20 protein-coding genes and 1 pseudogene are annotated in these 20369 nt (G+C 65.0%); 11 read left to right on the top strand and 10 right to left on the bottom strand.

Going from position 1 to position 20369, the window contains the following annotated elements; all coding sequences use genetic code 11:
• Window positions 1–25 precede the first annotated feature (25 nt).
• Genes KA712_01300 through KA712_01290 form a run of 3 tightly spaced genes read right to left on the bottom strand, consistent with a single transcriptional unit; the run spans window position 26 to window position 3517 of the window.
• Window positions 26–718, bottom strand: a complete 693-nt coding sequence (locus KA712_01300; GenBank protein MCG5051571.1) for a DUF4982 domain-containing protein — start codon at window positions 716–718, stop codon at window positions 26–28.
• Window positions 702–2519 (bottom strand): hypothetical protein, encoded by a 1818-nt coding sequence (locus KA712_01295; protein ID MCG5051570.1) that lies wholly within the window; start codon window positions 2517–2519, stop codon window positions 702–704. The genes KA712_01300 and KA712_01295 overlap by 17 nt, the downstream gene beginning before the upstream one ends.
• A gap of 8 nt (window positions 2520–2527) precedes the next feature.
• On the bottom strand, window positions 2528–3517 hold the full coding sequence (locus KA712_01290) for a LysR family transcriptional regulator (GenBank protein ID MCG5051569.1): 990 nt from the start codon (window positions 3515–3517) through the stop codon (window positions 2528–2530).
• A gap of 87 nt (window positions 3518–3604) precedes the next feature.
• On the opposite strand from KA712_01290, the gene KA712_01285 reads away from it, so the two are divergent.
• Window positions 3605–4552 (top strand): MBL fold metallo-hydrolase, encoded by a 948-nt coding sequence (locus KA712_01285; protein ID MCG5051568.1) that lies wholly within the window; start codon window positions 3605–3607, stop codon window positions 4550–4552.
• 139 nt (window positions 4553–4691) lie between these two features.
• Here KA712_01285 and KA712_01280 read toward each other — a convergent pair whose 3' ends face one another.
• Window positions 4692–5807, bottom strand: coding sequence for an SGNH/GDSL hydrolase family protein (locus KA712_01280; GenBank protein MCG5051567.1), 1116 nt, complete (start codon window positions 5805–5807; stop codon window positions 4692–4694).
• Window positions 5808–6009: 202 nt separating this feature from the next.
• On the opposite strand from KA712_01280, the gene KA712_01275 reads away from it, so the two are divergent.
• The 4 genes from KA712_01275 to KA712_01260 are packed head-to-tail and all read left to right on the top strand — an operon-like array spanning window position 6010 to window position 9318.
• Window positions 6010–6564: an RNA polymerase sigma factor gene (locus tag KA712_01275; GenBank protein ID MCG5051566.1), complete on the top strand. Its 555-nt coding sequence runs from the start codon at window positions 6010–6012 to the stop codon at window positions 6562–6564.
• On the top strand, window positions 6565–7599 hold the full coding sequence (locus tag KA712_01270; GenBank protein MCG5051565.1) for a tetratricopeptide repeat protein: 1035 nt from the start codon (window positions 6565–6567) through the stop codon (window positions 7597–7599).
• Between the two features lie 10 nt (window positions 7600–7609).
• The gene (locus KA712_01265) at window positions 7610–8503 is read left to right on the top strand and encodes a hypothetical protein (GenBank protein ID MCG5051564.1); all 894 of its coding nucleotides are present in this window, start codon (window positions 7610–7612) and stop codon (window positions 8501–8503) included.
• Complete coding sequence (locus tag KA712_01260; GenBank protein ID MCG5051563.1) at window positions 8500–9318, top strand: LamG domain-containing protein; 819 nt, start codon at window positions 8500–8502, stop codon at window positions 9316–9318. Before KA712_01265 ends, KA712_01260 begins: the two co-directional genes overlap by 4 nt.
• Before the next feature lie 70 nt (window positions 9319–9388).
• On the opposite strand, the gene KA712_01255 is transcribed toward KA712_01260, so the two are convergent.
• A complete protein-coding gene (locus KA712_01255) occupies window positions 9389–10360 on the bottom strand; it encodes a hypothetical protein (protein MCG5051562.1) in 972 nt (323 codons plus the stop codon).
• A gap of 111 nt (window positions 10361–10471) precedes the next feature.
• Here KA712_01255 and KA712_01250 point away from each other — a divergent pair, with 111 nt between their 5' ends.
• Both KA712_01250 and KA712_01245 read left to right on the top strand, forming a co-directional pair.
• Window positions 10472–11302 (top strand): class I SAM-dependent methyltransferase, encoded by an 831-nt coding sequence (locus tag KA712_01250; GenBank protein MCG5051561.1) that lies wholly within the window; start codon window positions 10472–10474, stop codon window positions 11300–11302.
• Window positions 11303–11436: 134 nt separating this feature from the next.
• Window positions 11437–12228 carry a hypothetical protein gene (locus tag KA712_01245; GenBank protein MCG5051560.1) on the top strand — a complete coding sequence of 264 codons (792 nt, stop codon included), beginning with the start codon at window positions 11437–11439 and terminating at the stop codon, window positions 12226–12228.
• Window positions 12229–12236: 8 nt separating this feature from the next.
• Here the strand turns inward: KA712_01245 and KA712_01240 are convergent, their stop codons facing one another.
• Window positions 12237–13421 (bottom strand): acyltransferase, encoded by a 1185-nt coding sequence (locus tag KA712_01240; GenBank protein MCG5051559.1) that lies wholly within the window; start codon window positions 13419–13421, stop codon window positions 12237–12239.
• 110 nt (window positions 13422–13531) lie between these two features.
• On the opposite strand from KA712_01240, the gene KA712_01235 reads away from it, so the two are divergent.
• The gene (locus KA712_01235) at window positions 13532–14374 is read left to right on the top strand and encodes a neutral zinc metallopeptidase (GenBank protein ID MCG5051558.1); all 843 of its coding nucleotides are present in this window, start codon (window positions 13532–13534) and stop codon (window positions 14372–14374) included.
• Between the two features lie 4 nt (window positions 14375–14378).
• Here KA712_01235 and KA712_01230 read toward each other — a convergent pair whose 3' ends face one another.
• On the bottom strand, window positions 14379–15575 hold the full coding sequence (locus tag KA712_01230; GenBank protein ID MCG5051557.1) for a VWA domain-containing protein: 1197 nt from the start codon (window positions 15573–15575) through the stop codon (window positions 14379–14381).
• A gap of 287 nt (window positions 15576–15862) precedes the next feature.
• Between KA712_01230 and KA712_01225 the strand changes: the two genes are divergently transcribed.
• Window positions 15863–16069 carry an integrase core domain-containing protein gene (locus KA712_01225; GenBank protein ID MCG5051556.1) on the top strand — a complete coding sequence of 69 codons (207 nt, stop codon included), beginning with the start codon at window positions 15863–15865 and terminating at the stop codon, window positions 16067–16069.
• A 208-nt stretch (window positions 16070–16277) separates the two neighbouring features.
• Here KA712_01225 and KA712_01220 read toward each other — a convergent pair whose 3' ends face one another.
• Together KA712_01220 and KA712_01215 are read right to left on the bottom strand one after the other, a co-directional pair.
• Window positions 16278–16343 carry a multicopper oxidase domain-containing protein gene (locus KA712_01220; GenBank protein MCG5051555.1) on the bottom strand — a complete coding sequence of 22 codons (66 nt, stop codon included), beginning with the start codon at window positions 16341–16343 and terminating at the stop codon, window positions 16278–16280.
• Window positions 16344–17699: a multicopper oxidase family protein gene (locus tag KA712_01215; protein ID MCG5051554.1), complete on the bottom strand. Its 1356-nt coding sequence runs from the start codon at window positions 17697–17699 to the stop codon at window positions 16344–16346.
• A 100-nt stretch (window positions 17700–17799) separates the two neighbouring features.
• Here KA712_01215 and KA712_01210 point away from each other — a divergent pair, with 100 nt between their 5' ends.
• Window positions 17800–18282, top strand: coding sequence for a hypothetical protein (locus KA712_01210; GenBank protein ID MCG5051553.1), 483 nt, complete (start codon window positions 17800–17802; stop codon window positions 18280–18282).
• Between the two features lie 209 nt (window positions 18283–18491).
• On the opposite strand, the gene KA712_01205 is transcribed toward KA712_01210, so the two are convergent.
• Window positions 18492–19919, bottom strand: a complete 1428-nt coding sequence (locus KA712_01205) for a hypothetical protein (GenBank protein ID MCG5051552.1) — start codon at window positions 19917–19919, stop codon at window positions 18492–18494.
• Between the two features lie 83 nt (window positions 19920–20002).
• Here KA712_01205 and KA712_01200 point away from each other — a divergent pair.
• Window positions 20003–20218 (top strand): annotated as a pseudogene (locus KA712_01200) (LysR family transcriptional regulator).
• The last annotated feature ends 151 nt before the right edge of the window (window positions 20219–20369 follow it).

Here is a 20369-nt window from a genome sequence, read left to right as displayed (position 1 = left end):
ACGACACGAGCGCACGGGCCAACGCTCAGCGTTTCGTCGAATCGACCTTGGTCTCGAGCGTGAGCTCCGCAGGAGCCAGGCCTTCAGCGCTCGCGCGGATGCGGACGGTGCCCGGCTTGGAGGTCGTGCGGACCACAGCCAGGGCCCGCCCCTCGAAAGTGCTACGCACCGGTTGCTGGAAGCTCTCCGCGCTCTTCGGGTTGCCAGAGCCAAATCCAATCAAGGTGCCAGGCCCCAGCACCTCGAGCCGCACGGGCACGGCTGCGCTCGGATGGCGCATCGAAGCTTCATCCACCACCTCCACGGTCACGAAGGCGAGATCCTGGCCGTCCGCGGCAAGTTTCGTGCGATCGGCCACCAAACGCAGTGTCTTTGCCGGCCCGGCGGTCCTCAGCGTCCACTGCGAAGCCTCGATGGGCCCCTTGTACGCCGTGACCGTCAAAACGCCGGGCTCGTACGACACGCCTTCCCAGACGGCCATGAATTTGGTGTCGCGGCCTACCGACTTCACCCCATAGTCGCGATCGTTGACGCGCAGGCGAACCGTATCGGCCCGGGTGAAGGCGGTGACCGTCACGGGTTTTCCCTCATGCCCCGGCCACGTCCAGTTCATCTCCGCGTCGGGATACCCCCACTTTCCAGCCTCCGGCTCACCGAACTTGGCGAGCGGGTCGGGAGACCGGACCACCGCGTACACGCCTTCATCGCCCCATACCACGTTGCGGTAGTAGGCCCCCCGCGCGCTTGAACCCGCAAATATCGAGATCACCCGAGTAGGCGAGCGTCCAGGGATATTTGTTGCGTTCCTTGTACCCGAGCCAACCGATCGACGGCTCTCCCAGGTAGTCGATGCCCGTCCACACGAAATCGCCCACCACGGCAGGATGATCCTCGACGGCCATCCAGTAGTCGAAGATCTCCCGCCCCCGCGATTCCGCGGACATCAAGATTCGGAACGGGTCCCGCTTGTGGCTCTCCGCGTAGAACTCCAGCATGTAGTTGTAGCCGGAGACGTCGAGAGCAGAGATGAAGGGTTCGCGCGAAGGCCAATCCACGTTCGAGCCGATGATGCGGCACAAAGACGCGGTCACGGGCCTCGAGGGGTCCAGCGCCCGGGTTGTCTCGGACAGCCGGTGAGCCCACTTTGCGCCGTGGTCCAGGTGCTGTTCGAGGATCTCGTTGCCGACACTCCACAAGATGATGGAAGGGTGGTTCCGATCCCGGCGGATCATGCTCGTGACGTCGGCCTCCCACGTCGCGGCGAAGGCATCGTGGTGGCTCTTTGCGCTCTTGGGGCGATCCCAGTAGTCGAAAAACTCTGCGATCACCAAGAGCCCCAGCTCATCGCACGCGTCGAGAAGCGCCTGGGAGGGAGGGTTGTGGGAGAGGCGCACGGCATTGAATCCGGAAGCCTTCAATAGCTCGATCTTGCGGCGTTCGGCACGGTCGTAGGCGGCGGCTCCCAGGGCGCCGTTATCGTGGTGGACGTTGGCGCCCTTGAGGAGGAGGGGCGTCCCGTTGAGCAAAAAGCCCTTGGCTTCATCGAACTCGATGGACCGGATCCCGAAGCGTGTCTTTTGCCGATCGACGACGCGACCGCCCTGGCGAAGGGTCGTGACCGCGGTGTAAAGCGCGGGGTCACCGGGCGACCACAGCCGCGGCAAGGACAGGCGATGGCGATGCCGCGAGGGATAACTGAGCTCGGTTCCAACGCGGTGGAGGGTCGACGCCCGGCTCACGGACGTGCCCGTTGGATCGAAAAGCTCGGTCTCCACGGCCACGTCGGTCCGCTGTCCCGTATGGTTTTCGAGCTCGGTCATGACGGCCACCTCGGCCCAATCGCGGGAGACCGTGGGGGTCGTGAGGGAGGTTCCCCACGGGGCGATCGCAACGGGGTCGAAGGCCAAGAGCCATACGTGTCTGTAGAGGCCGGCACCGGCGTACCACCGGCTGTTCGGTTGAAGGCTCTGGGCGCGCACCACCAAAACGTTGCTCTTGCCCGCGGCTTCCAGGTGGGGCGTGAGATCGTGATGGAAGCTGGTGTAGCCATAAGGATGGCGCCCCAGATGATGACCATTGACCCACACGTCGGCGTTCATGTAGACGCCGTCGAATTGCACGAGCACGCGCTTGTTTTTCCAATTCGCGGGGACCTTGAACGACTTGCGATAAAGGCCCGTTCCGCCCCGCGTGTAGGCCTCCGATCGGCCGCCCGGCGACCACGAGTCGAAAGGACCTGAAATGACGCGGGGCTCTTTGGGAGGAGGCGTGAGGGTCTCGAGCTTCAGGGTCTTGGCCACGTCGAGGTCTTCGATGGCCCAATCGTGAGGAACGGTGACGGTTCTCCAGCCCCGATCGTCGAACTCTGCACGGGTCGCGCCTTCGACCTCCCCCAGGTGGAAACGCCAACCGTCACCCAGACGCACCCGCTCTTCGGCGAAGGCCGGGCTGGGGGCAAACGCGAGCCACAGCAGGCACACGAGGAGCAAAGGCTTGGAATCAGGGACGCACATGTTCATGGGGCCGCTTATCGTACGAGCCTCTTGCCACCCGCGCGCCTGCCGAATGGCGGTTTTGGGAGAGGGACATTGTGCGCAACAGCACACACTTTCGGGGACTCACGGGGGGGCGGAGCCTGGTGCGAGCCGATCCAGCGCTTCCACGAGCATGTCGGAGACCACCCGCACACGGGGAATGTGAAGAGCGCTCTTGGCTGCCACCACACCAGATACCCCGTTTCGGTGGGCAGCGGAAGCGAGGTGGGGATTTCGACCAGCTCGCAAAGCGGCGGCGCCTTCACGAAGGCGCGAGGCAGGATCATCGCGCCCAGCCCCGCGAGCACAGCCTGTTGTTGCACGAGGTAGTTGTCGCTCGAAAACGTGGGGCGAAAGTCCGGAATCAAAGCTTCGAGTGCGGGCCGGGGCGGTAGGCTTTCGTAGATGCCACCTGGGCAGATCCACCGTAGGTCTTGCGCGTGCGGCTGTGGGGGCAGCTCGTGCCAATAGCTGCGCGCAACGAAGACGCCCAAGTGGATCGTGAGGGTATGGAGCACCGTCAGGTCTTTGCTCCGGGGCGGGCGGCTCCGCAGGGCCATGTCGGCCTCGCCGCGCGACAGATCGAGATGCTCCACCGAGGCCAGCGCTTCGATACGCAAGCTCGGCCAGCGCCGCCGGACGTCCCCTGCAAAGGGGACGACGAAGTCGCACGCGACACCGGGCGGCGCGGCGATGCGAACGAGGCCCGTTGGGCCCTCTTCAGTCCCCGCAGCCATTCTCTGCCACTCCGCGGCCCATCGGTGCATTTGCGCCGCTACCGGGACCAGCCGCTCTCCCAGCGCCGTTGCCGTGGCACCCTCAGCCGTTCGATTGAACAGCTGCCCTCCCAGTTGCTCTTCCAGCAAAGCGATGCGCCGGCTGATCGTAGGCTGCCCTAACTTGGTCCTGCGCGCCGCCGCGCTGAAGCTGCCTGTCTCGGCAACCGCGAGAAAAAGGCGGGCGTCATCCCACGAGATATCCATTTTTCGATAGCCGTAGCCGATCTTAGTGGATTTTCATCCGAATGCGCATGGATGAGTCTGTCTTTGGAGGAAAAAGACATGCCAAAGATGACACATCAGGACACGGCGACGCTGCGCCCCCTTCCCGCCTTCCTGGGGACTGTGGCCCTGGCGCTCCTCGACGCTTGCGCCGTCACGAGTCACCCCGCGGAGACACCGGGACACGGGCAAGCCACCAGCTTGGCCGCCGTTGAATCCACCCTGGCCACACCTGGCCCCGTGCGCGTCGAAACCCTCACGTCCGCCGATTGGCAAGTGGACAGGAGCGGCCTCATCAATCTGGACCACGAACGAGCCCGCCATCTGCACGAAGGTCCCGAAGCCATTCAGATCTATTTTCACGTGTTGCACCACCCGCAGCGTGGATTGTTCATGATCGATACCGGCGTGGCGCGGGCAATTCTGAAGCCGGACGACTCCCCGCTGTCGTGGCCCGTGACCGCCGCCATGAACATGGAGGCGCTGAAAGTGCACATGACCACGGCGGACTGGTTGCAGGCGCAAGAGCAGCCCTTGCGTGCCGTGTTTGTCACCCACCTGCATCTCGATCACATCATGGGATTGCCGGACATCCCCCACGACGTCCCCCTCTACACGGGGCCCCACGAAGCCGGTGATAGGGCCTTCATGCACATGTTCGTGCAGGGCACCAACGATCGGCTCTTGGCGGGGCGTGCCCCCCTGCGCACATGGAAGTTTTCACGCGAACAACAGCCCGGTGACCTGGCAGCCGTGGATGTGTTGGGCGACGCTTCGGTTTTTGCGCTCCATGTGCCGGGTCATACGCCAGGCTCGACTGCCTTTGTGGTGCGCACACCTGACGGGCCGGTGTTGCTGGTCGGTGATGCCTGCCACACCCGATTCGGTTGGGACAACGACGTGGAACCAGGCACCTTCTCGCGCGATCAGCAACAAAGTGCAGCGAGCTTGAAGGCCCTGCGCGATCTGGCAAAGCGACATCCCACGATGCGTGTGCGCCTTGGGCACCAAGAATGAAGCCGCTCAAAACTTCCACCGTGGCCTCCCAACCGACAAGCGCCCCTTCGAAGACCCGACGATCGCACTTCGGGCTCTGGGAGGCGCTGGTCGGTCGTCAACCGATGGGTGCTCCCAACCTGCCGTATCGGGTTCCGCCTCAGGGATTTGGGAGCACCGTCTTCAGTGTATTGAACCACTGCGTGGCCACCTTCTCCGAGCCCTGCGCGTTGGGATGCACGTACTGCCGCGTATCGGCCGCTCCGAGGATGTCCATGTTGACCACGATGATGCGCGATTGAGTGGTGGTTTTGCTCGCGACCAGCGCGGGCAACAGCATGTTGAACTCCTTGCCTGTCGCTCCCGGCCGCAAGAGCTGCGCTACGAGGATCGTGATGTTCGGGTTCTTTTCCCGAAGCTTTTCGAAGATCTTGCCCATGTTCGTGATCATCTGCTGGGGATTGTTCGAGCCCTGGTCGTTCGTCCCCAGATGGATGAGCGATATGTCGGGCTTGTAGGACACGAGCCACGCGTCGAGCTTTTCCAGAACCTGCGTGAGCTTCCAGCCATAGCGGCCTTCGTGGTCGTGGTCGTAATCATCGTAAAGATGGGGACCATCGAGCTGCTTGTTCAAGGTGCCCACGAAGTCGACCTTGTAACCTGCGGCCTTGAGCTTCTTCCACAACGGCCGACGGTAGGTCGCTTCCTCGGGATCACGCTTGCCTTGCGTGATCGAATCGCCGAGCGGCTGAATCTTGACGACCGCCGCTTGTCCACCGCCTCCCGTCACGCCGCCGCTGCCCCCCATTGCGCCGCCGCTGCCCCCCGTCACGCCGCCGCTGCCCCCCATCGCGCCGCCGCTGCCCCCCATCGCGCCGCCGCTGCCTCCCATCGCACCGCCGCTGCCTCCCGGCATGCCACCTGACCCTTCCCCCAAACCGCCCATCCCGCCGGCGCCCCCAGGTACGCCACCGCCGCCGGTGCTGCCGCCGAGACCTCCCCCGGCGCCCGCCTTTCCACCCCCACCTCCCGCGCTCTGCACGGAGCCTCCCGTGCCCCCCGCTCCTCCCGCCCCCCCGGCCGACGGCTCCTCGTCATCCGCGGCGCCGCCACCCTGTCCCTCCTCGGCTTCGTCATCCATCTCACCGCTGTCGACCTCGTCTTCGTCGTCAGGGGACTCAGATGGCGCGCCGCAGCCTTGCACACTGATCGCGAGGCAGGCGCCCAGGAGCAGCAGAACGCTCGCTTTGCCGTAGACACTTCGGTTCGGGAACATGACGTCTCCTTGAGTTCGTTGCGCGGTTCGTTGCGCCTCGAGGGGCGCTCACCACAGCCCCGTTCGTTCCCCGAGCCCCAGCGGCCTTTCCGCATTCGTCATGCGAAGGCACGTCACGTGCGTCTTCGAAGAAAACGCATCGCACCTGTAAGGTCCCGGTCCGTCGGGTAACCAACACTCGAGGTGCGCGAGTCCCGCCGGCATGCGTAGCTACGTCCAGAACCGAAAAGCCGAAGGGCAGGCCGATCCGAGCTTCGTGGCACTCGACGGCCTCTACGACCAGTTCGCGCTCTCGGTCGAGCGATGGCTGCGTCGCTTGGGGGTTCCCCCGAACGAGATCGAGGACACGCTGCACGACGTGTTCGTCGTAGCGTTGCGACAATATGGTTCGTTTCGAGGCGATTGCCGCGTGGACACCTGGTTGTTTGCGATCGCGACGAAGCTCGTGCGGCGACGCCGGGTGAAGGAGCGTCTTCGGCGGGCCCTGGCAGCCATCTGGCTCAGGCCCCAAGAGCCTGTTTCAGAGACCGCCTCCGAGCTTTTCGCCAACGGGGAGTCCGCCCGCCGGCTGCAGGCCGCCCTCGATCGTGTGCCGGAGATCTACCGATTGCCGATCATCCTCTTCGAACTCGAGGGATACTCGGGCGAGGACGCCGCCGCGCTTCTGGGCTGCAGCGTCTCGACCCTGTGGGTGCGTCTGCATAGAGGCAGGCAGAAGTTGAAAGAGCTCTTGATGCGTGCAGGGGATGAAAGCTAGATGGGACGGAGCAAGGACATCGTCGAGCCCGCTTCGAGGTTGGTGGAAGCCCGAGACGGGTCCGATCGCGAATTGGCGGCACTGCTGAAGAGCTCGCTCGACCTGCCGACCTTGAGCGACGGACGCCGCGCTTTGGTCAAGCGGCGCCTGATGTACGGGATGCGGCGCCGCACTTCGGCGCGACCCCTGCGCCGGGTGGCCGTGATGGTGGCAGCAACCTTGCTGCTGGTGGCGGGCGTCGCCCGCGCACGCTTGATGGCATGGGTACACGCCTGGGTCGGGGACGAGCCCCGTCTCGACGAGCCACTGCCTGCTTCGCAAGCCGCCCACGCGCCTCGTCAGGCACGTCGCGCCTCCGCGCAGGTGACGGCGCGTCCCGACCCGCCCAGGGTCGAACCGCCCGCCGCCCCCCAGGTCCAAGAGCTTTCCCGTGATCGCGCCCCCGCGGCGCGCGTACATCACGCGCAAAAGCCACTCCGTCGCCCAAACCCTGCTGGCCTGGCACCCGCGCCACACGCCGCCGCGGACGCCGTCACGCCCCCCCCGCCGGAGGCGGCAGCGCTTCTCGGCGAGGCGTGGCGACGCCTCCGCAAAGACAGGGATCCCGAAGGCGCCCTTGCCTGGCTGGAACGACAGGAGGCTACCTTGGCGCATGGGCCGCTGCGATCGGAGGCGTTCATCGCCCGCCTCGAGGCCCTCTTGGCACTGGGTGACAGGACACGGGCCACGAGAGAGCTCGAGAACAGCGACTTGACGGCCAAAGACCCGCGCCTTCTGGTCCTGCGGGCTGAACTTTATCTTGCCCGTCACGTGCCGAAGCTGGCATTGACCGACTTTGAGCGGGTCACATCGACCTGTCGAGATGTGGAGACGTGCGCACGCGCGCTTTACGGGCAAGGACAAGCGTGGGCGGCGCAGGGTGAGACGGCGCGCGCGCGGGACGCCTTCGAGCGCCTCAAGAGTAAGTATCCGCACAGCGAGCCCGCGCGCCTCGTCTCTCACCCGCCCCCTTCCGTCCCTGGTCTCGGGAGGTGAATTCAAACTCGTGCTGTGGGTTCTTGCGAGTCTGATGGTGCAAACGGCGCAGGCCCAGGTCGCCGCGGCACCGTGTCCCGAGCGCGCTGCGGTGCTTGCCGAGCTGGCCACCCTCAGTGAGGTTCAAGACGACTTCGCGGCCGCTGTCCAGCTCACCGATCGCGAGGATGGCACGTGGTTGGTTCTTGGTCCCGCGGGCGATCGGGACCTGCGCGAGCGGCGCCTGGCCACGGAGGGCGATTGTGCCCAGCGGGCCCGGGTGGCAGCCGTCGTGCTGGCGGCGTGGGGAGCCGATCTCCGCGGGCCTCTGATGCCGCCCGGCCTGCGTTTGCCTGTGGAGCCCCAAGCGCCCGTGACGCCGATCCCGTTGGCTGCGCCGCGGGCTCGTCGTGAAAAGAGCCTCGAGCTGGCCCTCATGGTTCGTCCCACCACGCCGCAAACCTTGGGCGTCTCATTGGGGGGCCGATTCACGCTCGTGCCTTCGTGGGAGCGGGTGGGTGTGCGGCTCCAGCTGGGGGCGCACGCACCCGCCCGAACGGAGCTGACGGCCGACGCAGCCGCCTCGTGGTCGCGCGCCTTCGCGGCCCTGTCCCCTTCGCTTCGCGTGCTGGCAAGTCCCCGCGCCCACGTGTATGTCGAAACGGGAGTGGCTGCGGCCCTGGTCATCGCACGCGGCGAAGACGTCATGACCACGCGACGCGATCAAGCGCCCGACTTCGCCCTTCAGGGTGGGCTGCACGCGGATCTCTTCCTGTTCGGATCACAGACGAACTGGGCGCTCGGCCTCGACGTTCGCGCCTTCCGATGGGGCGGAAATACTCTAGAAATCTCGGGAGCCCCCAGCGGCCGCCTTCCCACACTCGAAGTTTTGGCCGCCATGGGCTTGGCGGTGGTCTGGCGATGAAGCACGTTCACCCTCTGTCCCTGGCCTTCGTGTGGGCGCTACAGGGAGCGCTCACGTCCTGTACGCCGTCCCTCGACGTGGGAGACCAAGCACAAGTTCCGGACGCAGGCTCGCCCGCTACCGACGTGTCTTTGGCCATGGCAGATGCTCCTGGTTCAGCCCCGCCGCCGGCCGCGTGCCCGGGCGGGAACGGAAACCTCCCCGCACGGGTGCTTTGGCTCAAGCTGGATGGAAGTGCGCGGGACGAAGTGTCTGGACGTGAAGGCATGGTCGAAGGTTTACCCATCGCCTGGGACGAGGGTCGCTTCGATCGGAGTCTCGAGCTCACGGGGGCAGAAAACCTCAGCTTCGGCGTCAGCGACGCCTGGAGAACGCTCGAAGAGGTTCAGCAGGTCACGATGTCGGCGTGGATCTTCGTCGAGGCCCTCCAGCCGGGGTATCTGGGCATCATCACCCAATCCGCGCCGAACAGTGCCGTCGAGACAGTCGGACTTTTCCTCAAGGACGGATTCCCCACGATAACGGTGGACTTTTTGGGCGTTAGCACTCCCGCACCCGTTCCCCTCGGCAGCTGGGTTCATGTGGCCGGGGTTTACGCTGACAGGTCCCTGGAGGTTTACGTGAACGGCCAACCGGTAGCGCAACAGCCGACTCCGTTTGGGATCGGCAGCGTCGACCCTGAGCCGATTCTCGTGGGCGCGAACCGGAACAAGGGCGTGGTTGGCGAGCGCTTTTCGGGGCGCATCGACGAGATCTCCGTGTTTGCGCGCGCACTGTCAGCTGCCGAGATTCAGGCGCTGAGCTGCCGCCCGTGACCACCGGCGCTCCCCTGCGCGCGCAGAGCGAGCACCGGTGTCTCGGTTCCTGTGCAGGCGACGATGGCCCCTACGGGGCGTAGTGCTTCCCCAGTGTTCCAGCGACCACCTTGGCCGCTTCCGGCATCAGGACGCCCGATGTGCCTTTGTAGCCGTTGCACTCGTCGAACTGCACGGTCAGCCCTGCCACAACGTCTCCCCCCACGACTTGCGCGATCGCGCTTTTCAGCGCGTTGAAGTTCTTGCCGGGATAGTTGCCCGTGCACGATGGGCTGCCCACCGGTGGTTGCACTACGATCTGTTTTGCCGACGGACGGTTGGTCCGTATCGCGGTGATGGCCTCTTCGATTTTTTGGCGCCAGTACGCGGCGTCTCCCTCGTTGTGCCCCCAGGGGACGAGCACGACCCGGTCGGGGCTTCCCGACCCCTGGGCGCAAGGATGCGTGGGAGCGCTCTTCCAGACTTCGTCGTCGACGCCGCGCCAGTGGTTGATCCCCGTACTGCCTTGCAGTTCCCAATGGCCCGCACCGACATGGCCATCGAAGACACCGTCGATGAACCAGTCCGCGGTAGGAACGCCCCCGAGCAGCTGTGTGCACCGGAAGGTCGAAGCGACACCCCCGCCGCCACTGCCCCCACCTCCTCCAGCTCCTCCACTGCCCCCTGGGACGCCCCCACTGCCTCCCAAGGCTCCCCCGGCCCCTCCGGCCGCACTGCCGCCCAGGCCCCCCGTGGCAGCACCACCCGCGCCCGTAACGCCCCCGCTCCCCATCCCCGCGCCTCCCGAGCCCGTGAGGCCGCCCGTTCCGTTGCTTCCTCCGCCGCCGGCGCCTTGCTGCGAGCCTCCACCGCTCCCAGCGCCGCCCGCGCGGCCCCCACCGCCCCCGGCCGCATCGCCACCTCCACCGCCGTGGCCGCCACCGCCTTCCCCGTTCCGATCCTCGGCCTCGTCCGCCCCGGTGCCCTGGCACCCGAGGCCGAGCGAAAGGAGCCCGGACACCACGACGAACCCTGCTATCGACCGCGCGCGCGCAACACTCATCGGCCCAGCATCGGGTGGGCGTTCAGGACCAGCACCTGACGAACCAATACAAATCGCGGGGGTGGCAGAAGAGGCGTGCAGCCACCGCGCGCCCGCGGCATTCTCCCTGGGATGCGTACCCCTCCTCCCTCCGACCAGACTGAGGAAGAAGCTCGGATTCAGGCCACCTTCGACGTCGTTGCCGAAGGCTACGATCACCCTTCCGCGGCGTGGTTCGACAAAACCGCGCACGCGATCGTGCGTCTTGCGGATCTTCGGCCCGGCATGGAGGTGCTCGATCTGGCCACAGGCACGGGCAAGGTGGCCTTGGCCCTGGCCGAGGTCGAACCCGAGGCCCGCGTGCTGGGCGTCGACTTGTCGCACGGGATGCTGGCGCGCGCCCGCGACAAAGCAAGCACCCAGGGGCTCACGAACGTGTCCTTCGCGCAAGGCACGTTCGATACGCTGGCTTACGGCGAACGCTTCGACCTCGTGACGTGCAGCTTCGGCATCTTTTTCGTCTCACGCATGGAAGAGGCGTTGAGCCGCCTCTTGGCCCAGGCGCGCCCGGCAGGGCGGGTGATCGCGTCCACGTTCGCTTGGGGTGCATTCTCCCCGTTCACCGACGCGTTCATGGAGCTTTATCGTGAGTACGGGTTCCCCACCCCCCCGGCCCCGTGGCTCCGCATCGCCAGCGCCGAGACGTTCACCGGGTTGTTTCGGGATGCAGGCATGCCCGCGACCACCGTGCGAGAGTACGACTTTGGTTTCGCGCTGCCGCACCCGGAAGCCTGGTGGGAGATCGTGTACAACGCGGGATACCGCGGCCTCTTGCAGCGGCTGTCTCCGGAAGACGCCCCCACGTTCAAGGAACGACACCTGGCCCAGGTCAGCGACCTCTTGCGCGCAGGGCAGAGGCACCTCGACGTGCGCGTGCTCATTGCCGAAGGCACAAAAGGCTGAGGCCGCGCGGTACGCCGGCTTGGCCCGCCCCGCTAAAGGCCGAGCGCTGTTTCATCTTCAGGCGCAAAGCGCCGAAACAGCTTTCGTTGATCGAGGTCCAAACCACAGAGCGAAGGAGGCTGGCTCTCGCCCTCATGGGGTGGCTTGCGCCCGCCGTCCTCGCGGGCTTTTTGTTGGTGCCCACTCGATTTTCGGGTGCCGCACAGTCTGATGAGCGCGCCGCGTGGATCGGCACGGCGGCGGCGCTATGCGGACTGTCGTGCGCCGTGGCCGCATGGGCGCTCTCGAGCCCCGCACAGTCTGGCATGCGTGGAAGCGTCTTGGTCAAGGGTGCCCTGATTTTGAACGTCGTCATGGCGCTCGGTGTGGTTGGCGGTTGGTACACGCTCCACCGCTTCGACCAAAGGCAAACTTTGCTTGCCCTCGAGCGAGCCCGCGCGGACCGTGCGCGGTTTAGCCGAACGGGATGGGTCGGTCGCTGGGCTTCCGACGAGGGTGTCGTCTTGGCGTTCGAGGCGGCTCCCGACGCCGCATTTCCAGAGGCCTTTGCGGCGAATTTTCGCGAGCCCCATCGCTTGGTGATGATCGGCATCCTCGCCGCAGCTCGAGGCCCGGGGATCCGCTTGGACCTCGCCGAAGCGCGCGTTCAGCTCCAAGAGGGTGAGCGGCGCCCCGTACTCGACCGGCACAGGGTTCTCGCGTCAGCTCGCGAGGGCCTCAAGGAAGCCCTCGCCCTCCATGATCACCCCTACCTAGTGAACTCTGGGCAGCTCACCGGCGGGGCCCTTTTGTTTCTTGCTCCCGACCTCGCACCGACAGACATCGGCGCGATCGAGGTCATGGTCAACGGACAGGCAGCGCGGATCGAGGGAAAAACGATGACGCGGGCGGAGAAGCTGGCCTCGTTCGGCATGGCCGCGTGGTAGGCGCAAAGTCACACACTTCCCGCGCGCCCCAGACGGCGCTTGAGCTGCAAAAACGGCCGCTCGACCGCGTGATGCAGCACCGCAGCTGCCGCGACGCTCAGGAGCGTGAACCAGCAGGTGGCAACCAGAAAGTTTCCCAGCGTCGCAGAGCGCGGAACAGAAAAGTACAAGCGCCGCCCGAGATCAATCATGGGGAAGTGAATCAAGTACATCGCATAGGAGAGCCTACCCACGTACCTGAGCGGCCTCGCCTCGAGCGCACGCGTCCACGGTGCGAGGGGAAGTCGCCTGAGCTCCATGAGGGCAACGGTGCTTGCAACAGCCACAGCCGACAAGCCCAGCGAAGCCCCAAGCGCGTTGCCCGCAGGGCGCACGGAGAGGCTGCCGTCGGCCACGAGATAGGCCGAGACACCCGCAGCGCTCAAGCCGACGATCCGAAGCGCCCGCGGCCGCAGGCAGGCCGAATCGAACATCAAGGCCCCCAGGCTCCCGATCAAAAGAGAGTCGAGACGATAGTGGGACGCCGTGTGGATGGTGCTCTCTGCGTCCCACAGGTTCGACCAAGCAAAAAAACGCAGCGCTGGCAGGGCCAGACACACCGCCAAGGCGACGCTCACGCGCACGCGGGTGGAGCGGACCCCGAACAGCACCAGGGGCCACAGCAGATAGAAGTGCTCCTCCACACACAGAGACCAAAACACCAGGAAGGCGTCACCAGGATTGTAGACGGGCTGTGAGAACGCCCCCTGGAAGTAACCCGTGAAGTAGTTGCCCCAGAACGTCGCGTAGGGCCACAGGCCCAAGGCAGACCCCTTCTGCCAGACGTGCATCACCCGCACGCTCGCAAACCAGGAACTGCGAGCGAACACGAACGTCAAGAGAATGAAGACGGCATAAAAGACCGGCAGAATCCGCAGAGCACGACGAAGGTAAAAGCGGCTCAACGAAAAGCGCCCCCGCTCGGCCTCCTCTCGCAGCAGGAGCGTGGTGATGAGAAAACCCGAGAGCGCAAAAAACAGGTCGACGCCGGCCCACCCGCTGGTCACGAGTGCCTGCACGGGGCCAAGCGCCTCCAACGGAAACTGTGAAGCCAGTGCGCTGTGCCAGCTGATCACGGCAAGGATGGCGATCGCCCGCATGCCGTCCAGCCCCGCGATATGACCTGCCCTGAGTCCGCTGTGCTCCGTTGCCACCTTGGGTCATGGTAACATGAGGTCTTCTCCCCGGGCGTGTCCGCGCCAGTGGCATCGCCTCCGGGCCGACGGAAGGCGCGGCGGCGCCCTGCTACAGTTCCTCCTACATCATGCGCTGGGATCGCGACCACTTCAGCAACAACGTGGAGGACCGGAGGGGTCAGGGCCCCGCAAGGGCGGGCATGGGCGTGTTCGGCCTGCTGCCCTACTTCGCCCGCTTCGGCTGGAAAGGCATTGCGGTCTTCGCCGTGCTTGCCGGCGCCGTGTCGTTCGTGGGCACCCAAGACGGCAGCCAGCGCGAGGGCACCGTGGGCAGCGCAGAGGAGCAGGAAATGGCCCGCTTCGTCGGCTTCGTTTTGGACGACGTGCAGGCCACCTGGCAGCGCGTGATGCCCGGGCGGTATCGCGACGCCAAGCTGGTGCTGTTCCGGGGCGCCACCCAGTCAGCGTGTGGGCTGGGGCAAAGCCAAATGGGGCCGTTCTACTGCCCCGCCGACCAAAAGGTGTACATCGATCTCGTTTTTTACCGAGACCTCCATGAGCGCTTTGGCGCACCTGGCGACTTCGCCCAGGCTTACGTCATCGGGCACGAGATTGGCCATCACGTGCAGCATCTGCTCGGCACGACCGGCAAGGTGCACAAGGCGCCGGAGTACCTACAAAAAGGCGCTGAAGGTCTCTCGGTGAAGCTGGAGCTGCAGGCCGACTGCTACGCGGGCGTGTGGGCCCACGACGCGCAGAAGCGCAACTTGCTCGAGGCAGGAGACGTGGACGAGGCGCTGGCCGCGGCCGCCGCCATCGGCGACGACCGGCTTCAGAAGCAAAGTCAGGGGCACGTGACGCCCGAGACCTGGTCACACGGCTCGGCCGCGCAACGGGCATTCTGGTTCAAACGAGGCCTGGAGGCAGGCAAGCCTGCGGTCTGCGACACCTTTGCCGAGGCGGCACGCTGACCGATCAGAAAACGTCGACCGTCGCGCAGCCAAAGACGATCTCCACCCGTCGCGCCTGGCCCGCGAGCAGATCACAGGCCGACGGGCACATCACCACCTCCTTGGGAGCACCAGGATCGTCGTAGTACCAAGCGGGCATGTCCGTCTTGCAAGCCGCGGCGCTCTCCACCCGCCCCAGCGACGATGACTGGCCGGCGCCCTGCAGTTGCACGTTCACACGGTTCGGGTCGAGCGTTTTTCCCGGGCTACTCGGGATCGCGAAACGACACGGCAAAGACAGGGAGCGCACCTCCGCTAGCGCCACGTCGAGCTCTTTCCGCGTGGCTTCGCCCCCCCCACCACTCACGATGAAAGCATCGCGCCCCGTGCCGCCCGCCAAAGCCAGCTGGTTCAAGTTGCTGACGGTGCCAATGCCGATCACGAACGTGTTCACCGGTTTTGGCGCCTCGGAGGCTGCCTTCAAGACCTTGCCGATCTCGGAAATCGTGTTTTTGGCGCAGGCCTTCGTCGGGTTGCCATCGGTGGCCAACAACAGGACGAGCTTGTGATCCGGATGGGCTTGCCCCCATGCCGTCAGGTGCTGCAGGACGCCCTGCACCGCGGCCAGCGTAGGTGTGCCCGAGTGCTCCGGATCCTGGGAATTCGCCGACGTGAAGTGGTTGGCTGCGATGGACATCCGCATGGGATCCGCGTTGCCCGGCAACGCCCCTAGCTCGACCGCCGGGGACGTGTAGTTGTCGATCTGGCAAATCACGGGATCGTCTTTCTTGGTCCCGTTGAGAGGGAAGTACTGAAGTCCCACCTTCATACCCCCGCTCGCGGGTGATTCGACGAACGACAGGATCGCCTCCGTCACGGGCGTCCAGCGATCCCCGTTCTCCGTCATCGAGCCCGAACGATCGAGCAGCACGAACAGAGCGACGGGTGACTCCTTGGCCTCCTGCACGTTCTCCGCACAAGTGGAAGATTCATCCTGGCCCGTCAGTTCGTCGGGCAGTTCGACGGGCAAAGGCGGTGGACCCGCATCCGCAACGCTACCGACCCCGCCAGCCGCAGCGCCCGATCCCCCAGAGCCTCCGCCTGCCTCCTGGCCGATTCCGCTCGGGTCCCTGTCACCTCCCGTGGGGCCACAAGCCGAGAGCAACAACAGAATGGTCAACCCGTGACTGCCGAAAAAGCAGTGAGTTCGTTGAGTTTTCATCGAACGCTCCAGAGCAAAAGGGATCGAGGAACAGCCATGTCCCAGTGCCCCTACCCTACGAGCGATCACGCCGAAATAAAGGGAAATCTTCGCGAGTTTCGATCCTAGCAAGCGAATCTGTGCGCACGCCTCGCACGCTGACCCACGCGGGGGTGCCGACGAACCGGATGTACCGAAGACGTCACCTTCCCCGCCCGCCAGCGTCATGGAGATCTAGGGGTAGGCCACGGGCCGGCGGGCCATGAGGCGAGGCTGTCCCGTGTCACGGGGTGCGGGACAACATCTTCGTGGAACGCCTCTGGCGAACTCTGAAGCACGAGGAAGTCTACCTGAACGACTACGACGACCTCATCAAAGCGCGGATAGGAATCGGTCGCTACCTCAAGCTGTACAACGAACGCCGGCCCCACCAGGCACTCGGATGTCAGACGCGAACCGGCTTCTATGACTTTGAGATGAACGAGCGCCTTTCAATTCTGGCCGCAGCGGAATGAACATCGCAGACTGCCCACAACCGCACGGCGCTCACGGGGTGGGGAGACCCATTGCCGCCGTGCGGATGTGGACAGATGGCCATGTTCCCGCCACCGCTCCGAACGAAACATCACCGCCATCCCAACAATCAGAGACAGCAGAGATCATCCTCATCAATCAGGCCAATGGGTCCCACGTTTGGGGTCCACCTAAGTCCATGCGCCGCGCTCACCGGACGCGGACCTCTCCCATCATGCCGCCCTCGGCGTGCTCAAGGATGTGGCAGTGGTACATTCAGTCGCCGGCCGCCCCCGTCCGCGGCGCGAAGTCGACCACCAGTTCGACCTTCGATCGCCCGGCCACGTTGATGGTGTCCTTCCACTCGGGAACGCCTTGCGGTTGGAAGAAGAAGCCATGCAGGTGGAACGGGTGATCCATGTCGCTGTCGTTCCGCACAGTCCATAGCTGCCGGCTGCCCAGTGAAGCATCCAAGAGGGGCACCTTCGGAAACACCCGACCGTTGATGGTGAATTGCCAGCCGTGATGGGCCATGCGTTCGTCCAGGCGCAATGTGCGTGAGGCAACCGTCGGGGCGATGGTCTCGATGGTGCGAAGCACAGCGGGCAGTGGGGTTGCGTTGACAGGCGGGCGCTCTGTCATCACGAAGCGCACGAGGTCCAGCGCTTCAGCGCCTCCGGCGCCACGCGCCCGTTCGTACGGGCTAGCCTTTAGGGCAGCAGGTGCGGTCACCACCAAGACTACGTCAGCGCGTTCACCAGGGGCCAGGATCAAGCTCTCGAGGGGCCGTGGGGCTGGCAGGAGCCCCCCATCGCCGCCGATCTGGATCAGGGCTGCGCCATCCAGTTGCAGCTTGAAAATGCGCGCATTGGCAACGTTCACCAGGCGAAGCCGCACCCGCTCGCCCGGGGTTACGGACAGGGCGCCGTTGGACGGGCGGCCGTTGACCAGCAGCAGGTTACCCTCGCGTCCCATCATCTGGGCGCGGTGATCTTGGGTCTCAATCAGCTGTCCGGTGGTCGGGTCGACCCCAACGTCGTCGAGCACCATCAAGTGCTCCGTCGTCACGCCCAGCGCTGGCTCGGCAGGATCCTTCACCAAAAGCGCGCCGTAGAGCCCCTTTTCCACTTGCACGTCCGATCGGATGTGTGGGTGGTACCAGAACAATCCCGCATCGGGCACCTCAAACTCGTAATCGAAGGTGCCGCCCGGGAGGATGGGCTGTGCCAGGCGGCCAGCGCCGTCCATTGCATTCGGAACTCGCAGGCCGTGCCAGTGAATGGTGGTGGCCTCGGGGAGGTTGTTCGTGAAGTGCACGATCACCCGGTCGAGGCGTTTCGCCACGATCGTTGGGCCCGGGATCGAGCCATTGAACGCCCAAACGCTTGTGTTCTTGCCGTCTAGATAGGCCAGCTGAGTAGGCCCAGCACTTAGGCGAACCTCCACCGTGTTGGCGGATGGGCCTTCGTTGGTGGCCGTAGCTGGTGACGCGACCTCGCCCGCGGGCAAGGGCCGAAGCATCGGGGCCAGCGCGGGCAGACTCCCGTGATCTAAGTGGCCCCCATCATCGCCGTGATTCATGCAGGCTGACGTCAGGGCGCCTAGGAGAAGGCCAAGAGGTAAGCGCTTCATGGTCCCACTCTACCGCTTAATCCACGGAGGGTCAGCGCATGAGTGCCCGGCGATCTTCGGTTTGGGAACCCGCGGCATGGCGGGTGCATAAGGCAGTTGCATGCTGAAGCTTGTTTCTGGAGATATTCTGTTAAGCGGCGCCAAGGCCATCGCTCATGGCATCGCCCCAAATGATCACTTTGCGTCGGGCCTTGCGCTTGCGCTGCGGGAGCATTACCCAGCCCTGGCAAAAGACTTTCGTCACTGGTTTCACGAGACGCACCCAAAAACTGGCCAGTTGTGGGCGTGGGCAAGCCCGAACGGGACGCGCATCTACAATCTCCTTACGCAAGAGCCGGCCCCCAGCGAAAAAGCGTTGCCAGGAAAGGCGAAGATCGAACATGTGAACCACGCTTTGAGGTCATTGCGACATGTCATCGACGAGGAGAAGATTGCGAGCCTTGCGATCCCCCGCTTGGCCACGGGCCACGGTGGACTTGAGTGGGCGGCGGTTGAACCGTTGATTCGCCAACACCTAGGGACGTTGAGCATCCCCGTTTTCGTTTACGCCAACTATGTTAAGGGCGAAAAGGCCGCCGAGTAAGCAGGAAAAGTTTGCGCTCACGGAAGAAAACTGGTGCAAATGGCGCACGAACCGCAGACCTACCAACACAGCAGGCTCCCCACGGAATCACGCCGGCGCCTCGGGCGGTGGCGTCCACGAAGTCGACGGTATAGAGCGGCCCGTTCACGAGCCCAGCCTGCCGTGGCAGGGGTCGCCGGGGCTAATTCCCGGCGCCCCTATGCCGATTTTCAGAACGCCGGCGTCAGCACGTAGTCCTTGCCTGCGGCGTGACAGCTCGAGCAGAGCCCGACGCCCTGCCCGTCCGCGACCACGCTTCCGTCGAGAATCTCGTACCAATAGAAGCCCTGCCCACCATTGCTCGCGGCTTCGGTCTTCACCAACACGGCCCAGCCTCTGAGCGCGTCGTTGCTTCCGAAGAGCTCCTTGACGGATGCCGCCCCTACAGGGTGATTCGTGCCGCCTGCTGCCAGGGCCGCCGCCAGGGACGCGTTGACGTACGTACGCACCTTGCCATGCGGGCCCGTCGAGGCATGCGCCATGGGCTCGGCCTTGAAGGTCTTGTAGCCCCCGCTTTCCAGGAAAGTCTTCAGGGCGGCCGCCGTCGTGGGAACCGCTGGCTCGGCAGCCGCTTGGGCGCCGACGACGGGGCAGTTCACCGTGGCAACACCGGCGCCCAGCACAGGGGCGGCCTGGGCTGTCGCCAGGTTCTTGACCGTGTCGAAGGCAGCGTTGTCGAGCACGTTCACGCTCCACAGCGGAGAGTAAGCAGCGTCTTGTGGCAAGGTGGCAACCACGTTGTGGGTTTGGCTCGAGCCCATTTCGGTTTTGAAGCCCGAACCGGGGCCTCCGCCAGGTTGGTCTGGGTTGACATTGAACTGCACGTAAATCGGGGAAGGGGGAACCGTTGCACCAGCGAGGGCCCGTTCCTCGAAGGTGAAGTACTTGACGACCTGCCCCTTGAACCAGCCGGCGACCAGTGCGGCCGAACCCATCCCGACTCGCTTGCGCGCCATGGAGCCATCAGGAACCACGGGACAGTTCACGATCACGTCCATGGGGGTGATGACAAGTCCAGCGGCGGTGAGCTCGGCCACGCTCGTGTACGTGTTGGTGACGTAGGCTTCGGGCACGTCGACGCGGTGAACGCGCCAGAAGTCGTTGTAGCCGGGATCTCCTGGGATGACATCGATGATGTTGAGCTGCCCCGGAACGGGCATCTGGGCGCCGGGCTTGAAGAGCACGTAAATCGGCGCCGGTGTCGTCGACTTCACGTCGAAGTTGTAATACTCGACCTTCTGTCCCTCGGGGCCTAGCCCCATGGTGATGAACGGGGCCCCCACGTCGAAGTCAATCGCCTGGTTGGGCTGAGGCAGACCGTTCGTGGCGTCGCGTACCATCAGGGTTCCTGCAGCCGCCGAGAACCGGTCGACGCTTGCCTTGGGAGCCGTGGCGGGGTCTTTCCCGGTGGCTGGCATCGACGTGTCGGCGACGCTCCCCGTGTCGGGGTCTGCCCCAGCGTCCATGGGCCCCACGGGGCCCCCCGGAGTTGCCGCGTCGGGCATGCTCGTGTCGTCGTCGTCGCAGCCGACAACCGTCAATGAAGAGAAGGTGCAGGCCCCAAGCAGGGCCCATCGAAGCGAAACTTTGCGGTTCATGAATGGTTCTCCCTTTCGGCGATGGATACGCAGCGGGAGACACTGCGTTTCAATTATTTTTTTCATGCTAAGGAATTCATGCTGTGAATATTAAGACCATCGACCTCAACCTTCTCGTGGTCTTCTCTGCCGTGATGCGAGAAGGGACGGTCACGCGCGCGGCTCAGCGCCTGGGCGTCACGCAACCTGCGCTCAGCAACGCCCTTGGGCGGCTGCGACGGGCGCTCTCCGACCCGCTTTTCGTCCGACGTGGGCGGCAGCTGGTCCCGACGCCTCGGGCCGCCGCGCTCGAACCCATCTACGAGGCCGACTTTGGGTCGGACTCGTATGGATTCCGGCCCAAGCGAAGCACGCACGATGCACTCAAGGCGGTGGGCGAGAGCATCGCCGAGGGGATGTGCTGGGTGATCGACGCGGACATCGAGCGATACTTCGACTCGATACCGCACG

The sequence above is a fragment of the Myxococcales bacterium genome (assembly GCA_022184915.1).
Classification (GTDB): domain Bacteria; phylum Myxococcota_A; class Polyangia; order Fen-1088; family Fen-1088; genus JAGTJU01.
The sequence above is the reverse complement of the archived record's forward strand: the minus strand, read 5'-3'. Positions and strand labels throughout refer to the sequence as shown.

What these genes read in the sequence shown, in the direction of transcription:
- KA712_01205 (MCG5051552.1), bottom strand. Translation starts at nt 19,919, where the DNA reads ATGAACCGCAAAGTTTCGCTTCGATGGGCCCTGCTTGGGGCCTGCACC.
- KA712_01245 (MCG5051560.1), top strand. Translation starts at nt 11,437, where the DNA reads ATGGGGTGGCTTGCGCCCGCCGTCCTCGCGGGCTTTTTGTTGGTGCCC.
- KA712_01215 (MCG5051554.1), bottom strand. Translation starts at nt 17,699, where the DNA reads ATGAAGCGCTTACCTCTTGGCCTTCTCCTAGGCGCCCTGACGTCAGCC.
- KA712_01285 (MCG5051568.1), top strand. Translation starts at nt 3,605, where the DNA reads ATGACACATCAGGACACGGCGACGCTGCGCCCCCTTCCCGCCTTCCTG.
- KA712_01230 (MCG5051557.1), bottom strand. Translation starts at nt 15,575, where the DNA reads ATGAAAACTCAACGAACTCACTGCTTTTTCGGCAGTCACGGGTTGACC.
- KA712_01290 (MCG5051569.1), bottom strand. Translation starts at nt 3,517, where the DNA reads ATGGATATCTCGTGGGATGACGCCCGCCTTTTTCTCGCGGTTGCCGAG.
- KA712_01295 (MCG5051570.1), bottom strand. Translation starts at nt 2,519, where the DNA reads ATGAACATGTGCGTCCCTGATTCCAAGCCTTTGCTCCTCGTGTGCCTG.
- KA712_01255 (MCG5051562.1), bottom strand. Translation starts at nt 10,360, where the DNA reads ATGAGTGTTGCGCGCGCGCGGTCGATAGCAGGGTTCGTCGTGGTGTCC.
- KA712_01210 (MCG5051553.1), top strand. Translation starts at nt 17,800, where the DNA reads ATGCTGAAGCTTGTTTCTGGAGATATTCTGTTAAGCGGCGCCAAGGCC.
- KA712_01235 (MCG5051558.1), top strand. Translation starts at nt 13,532, where the DNA reads ATGCGCTGGGATCGCGACCACTTCAGCAACAACGTGGAGGACCGGAGG.
- KA712_01280 (MCG5051567.1), bottom strand. Translation starts at nt 5,807, where the DNA reads ATGTTCCCGAACCGAAGTGTCTACGGCAAAGCGAGCGTTCTGCTGCTC.
- KA712_01275 (MCG5051566.1), top strand. Translation starts at nt 6,010, where the DNA reads ATGCGTAGCTACGTCCAGAACCGAAAAGCCGAAGGGCAGGCCGATCCG.
- KA712_01250 (MCG5051561.1), top strand. Translation starts at nt 10,472, where the DNA reads ATGCGTACCCCTCCTCCCTCCGACCAGACTGAGGAAGAAGCTCGGATT.
- KA712_01270 (MCG5051565.1), top strand. Translation starts at nt 6,565, where the DNA reads ATGGGACGGAGCAAGGACATCGTCGAGCCCGCTTCGAGGTTGGTGGAA.
- KA712_01260 (MCG5051563.1), top strand. Translation starts at nt 8,500, where the DNA reads ATGAAGCACGTTCACCCTCTGTCCCTGGCCTTCGTGTGGGCGCTACAG.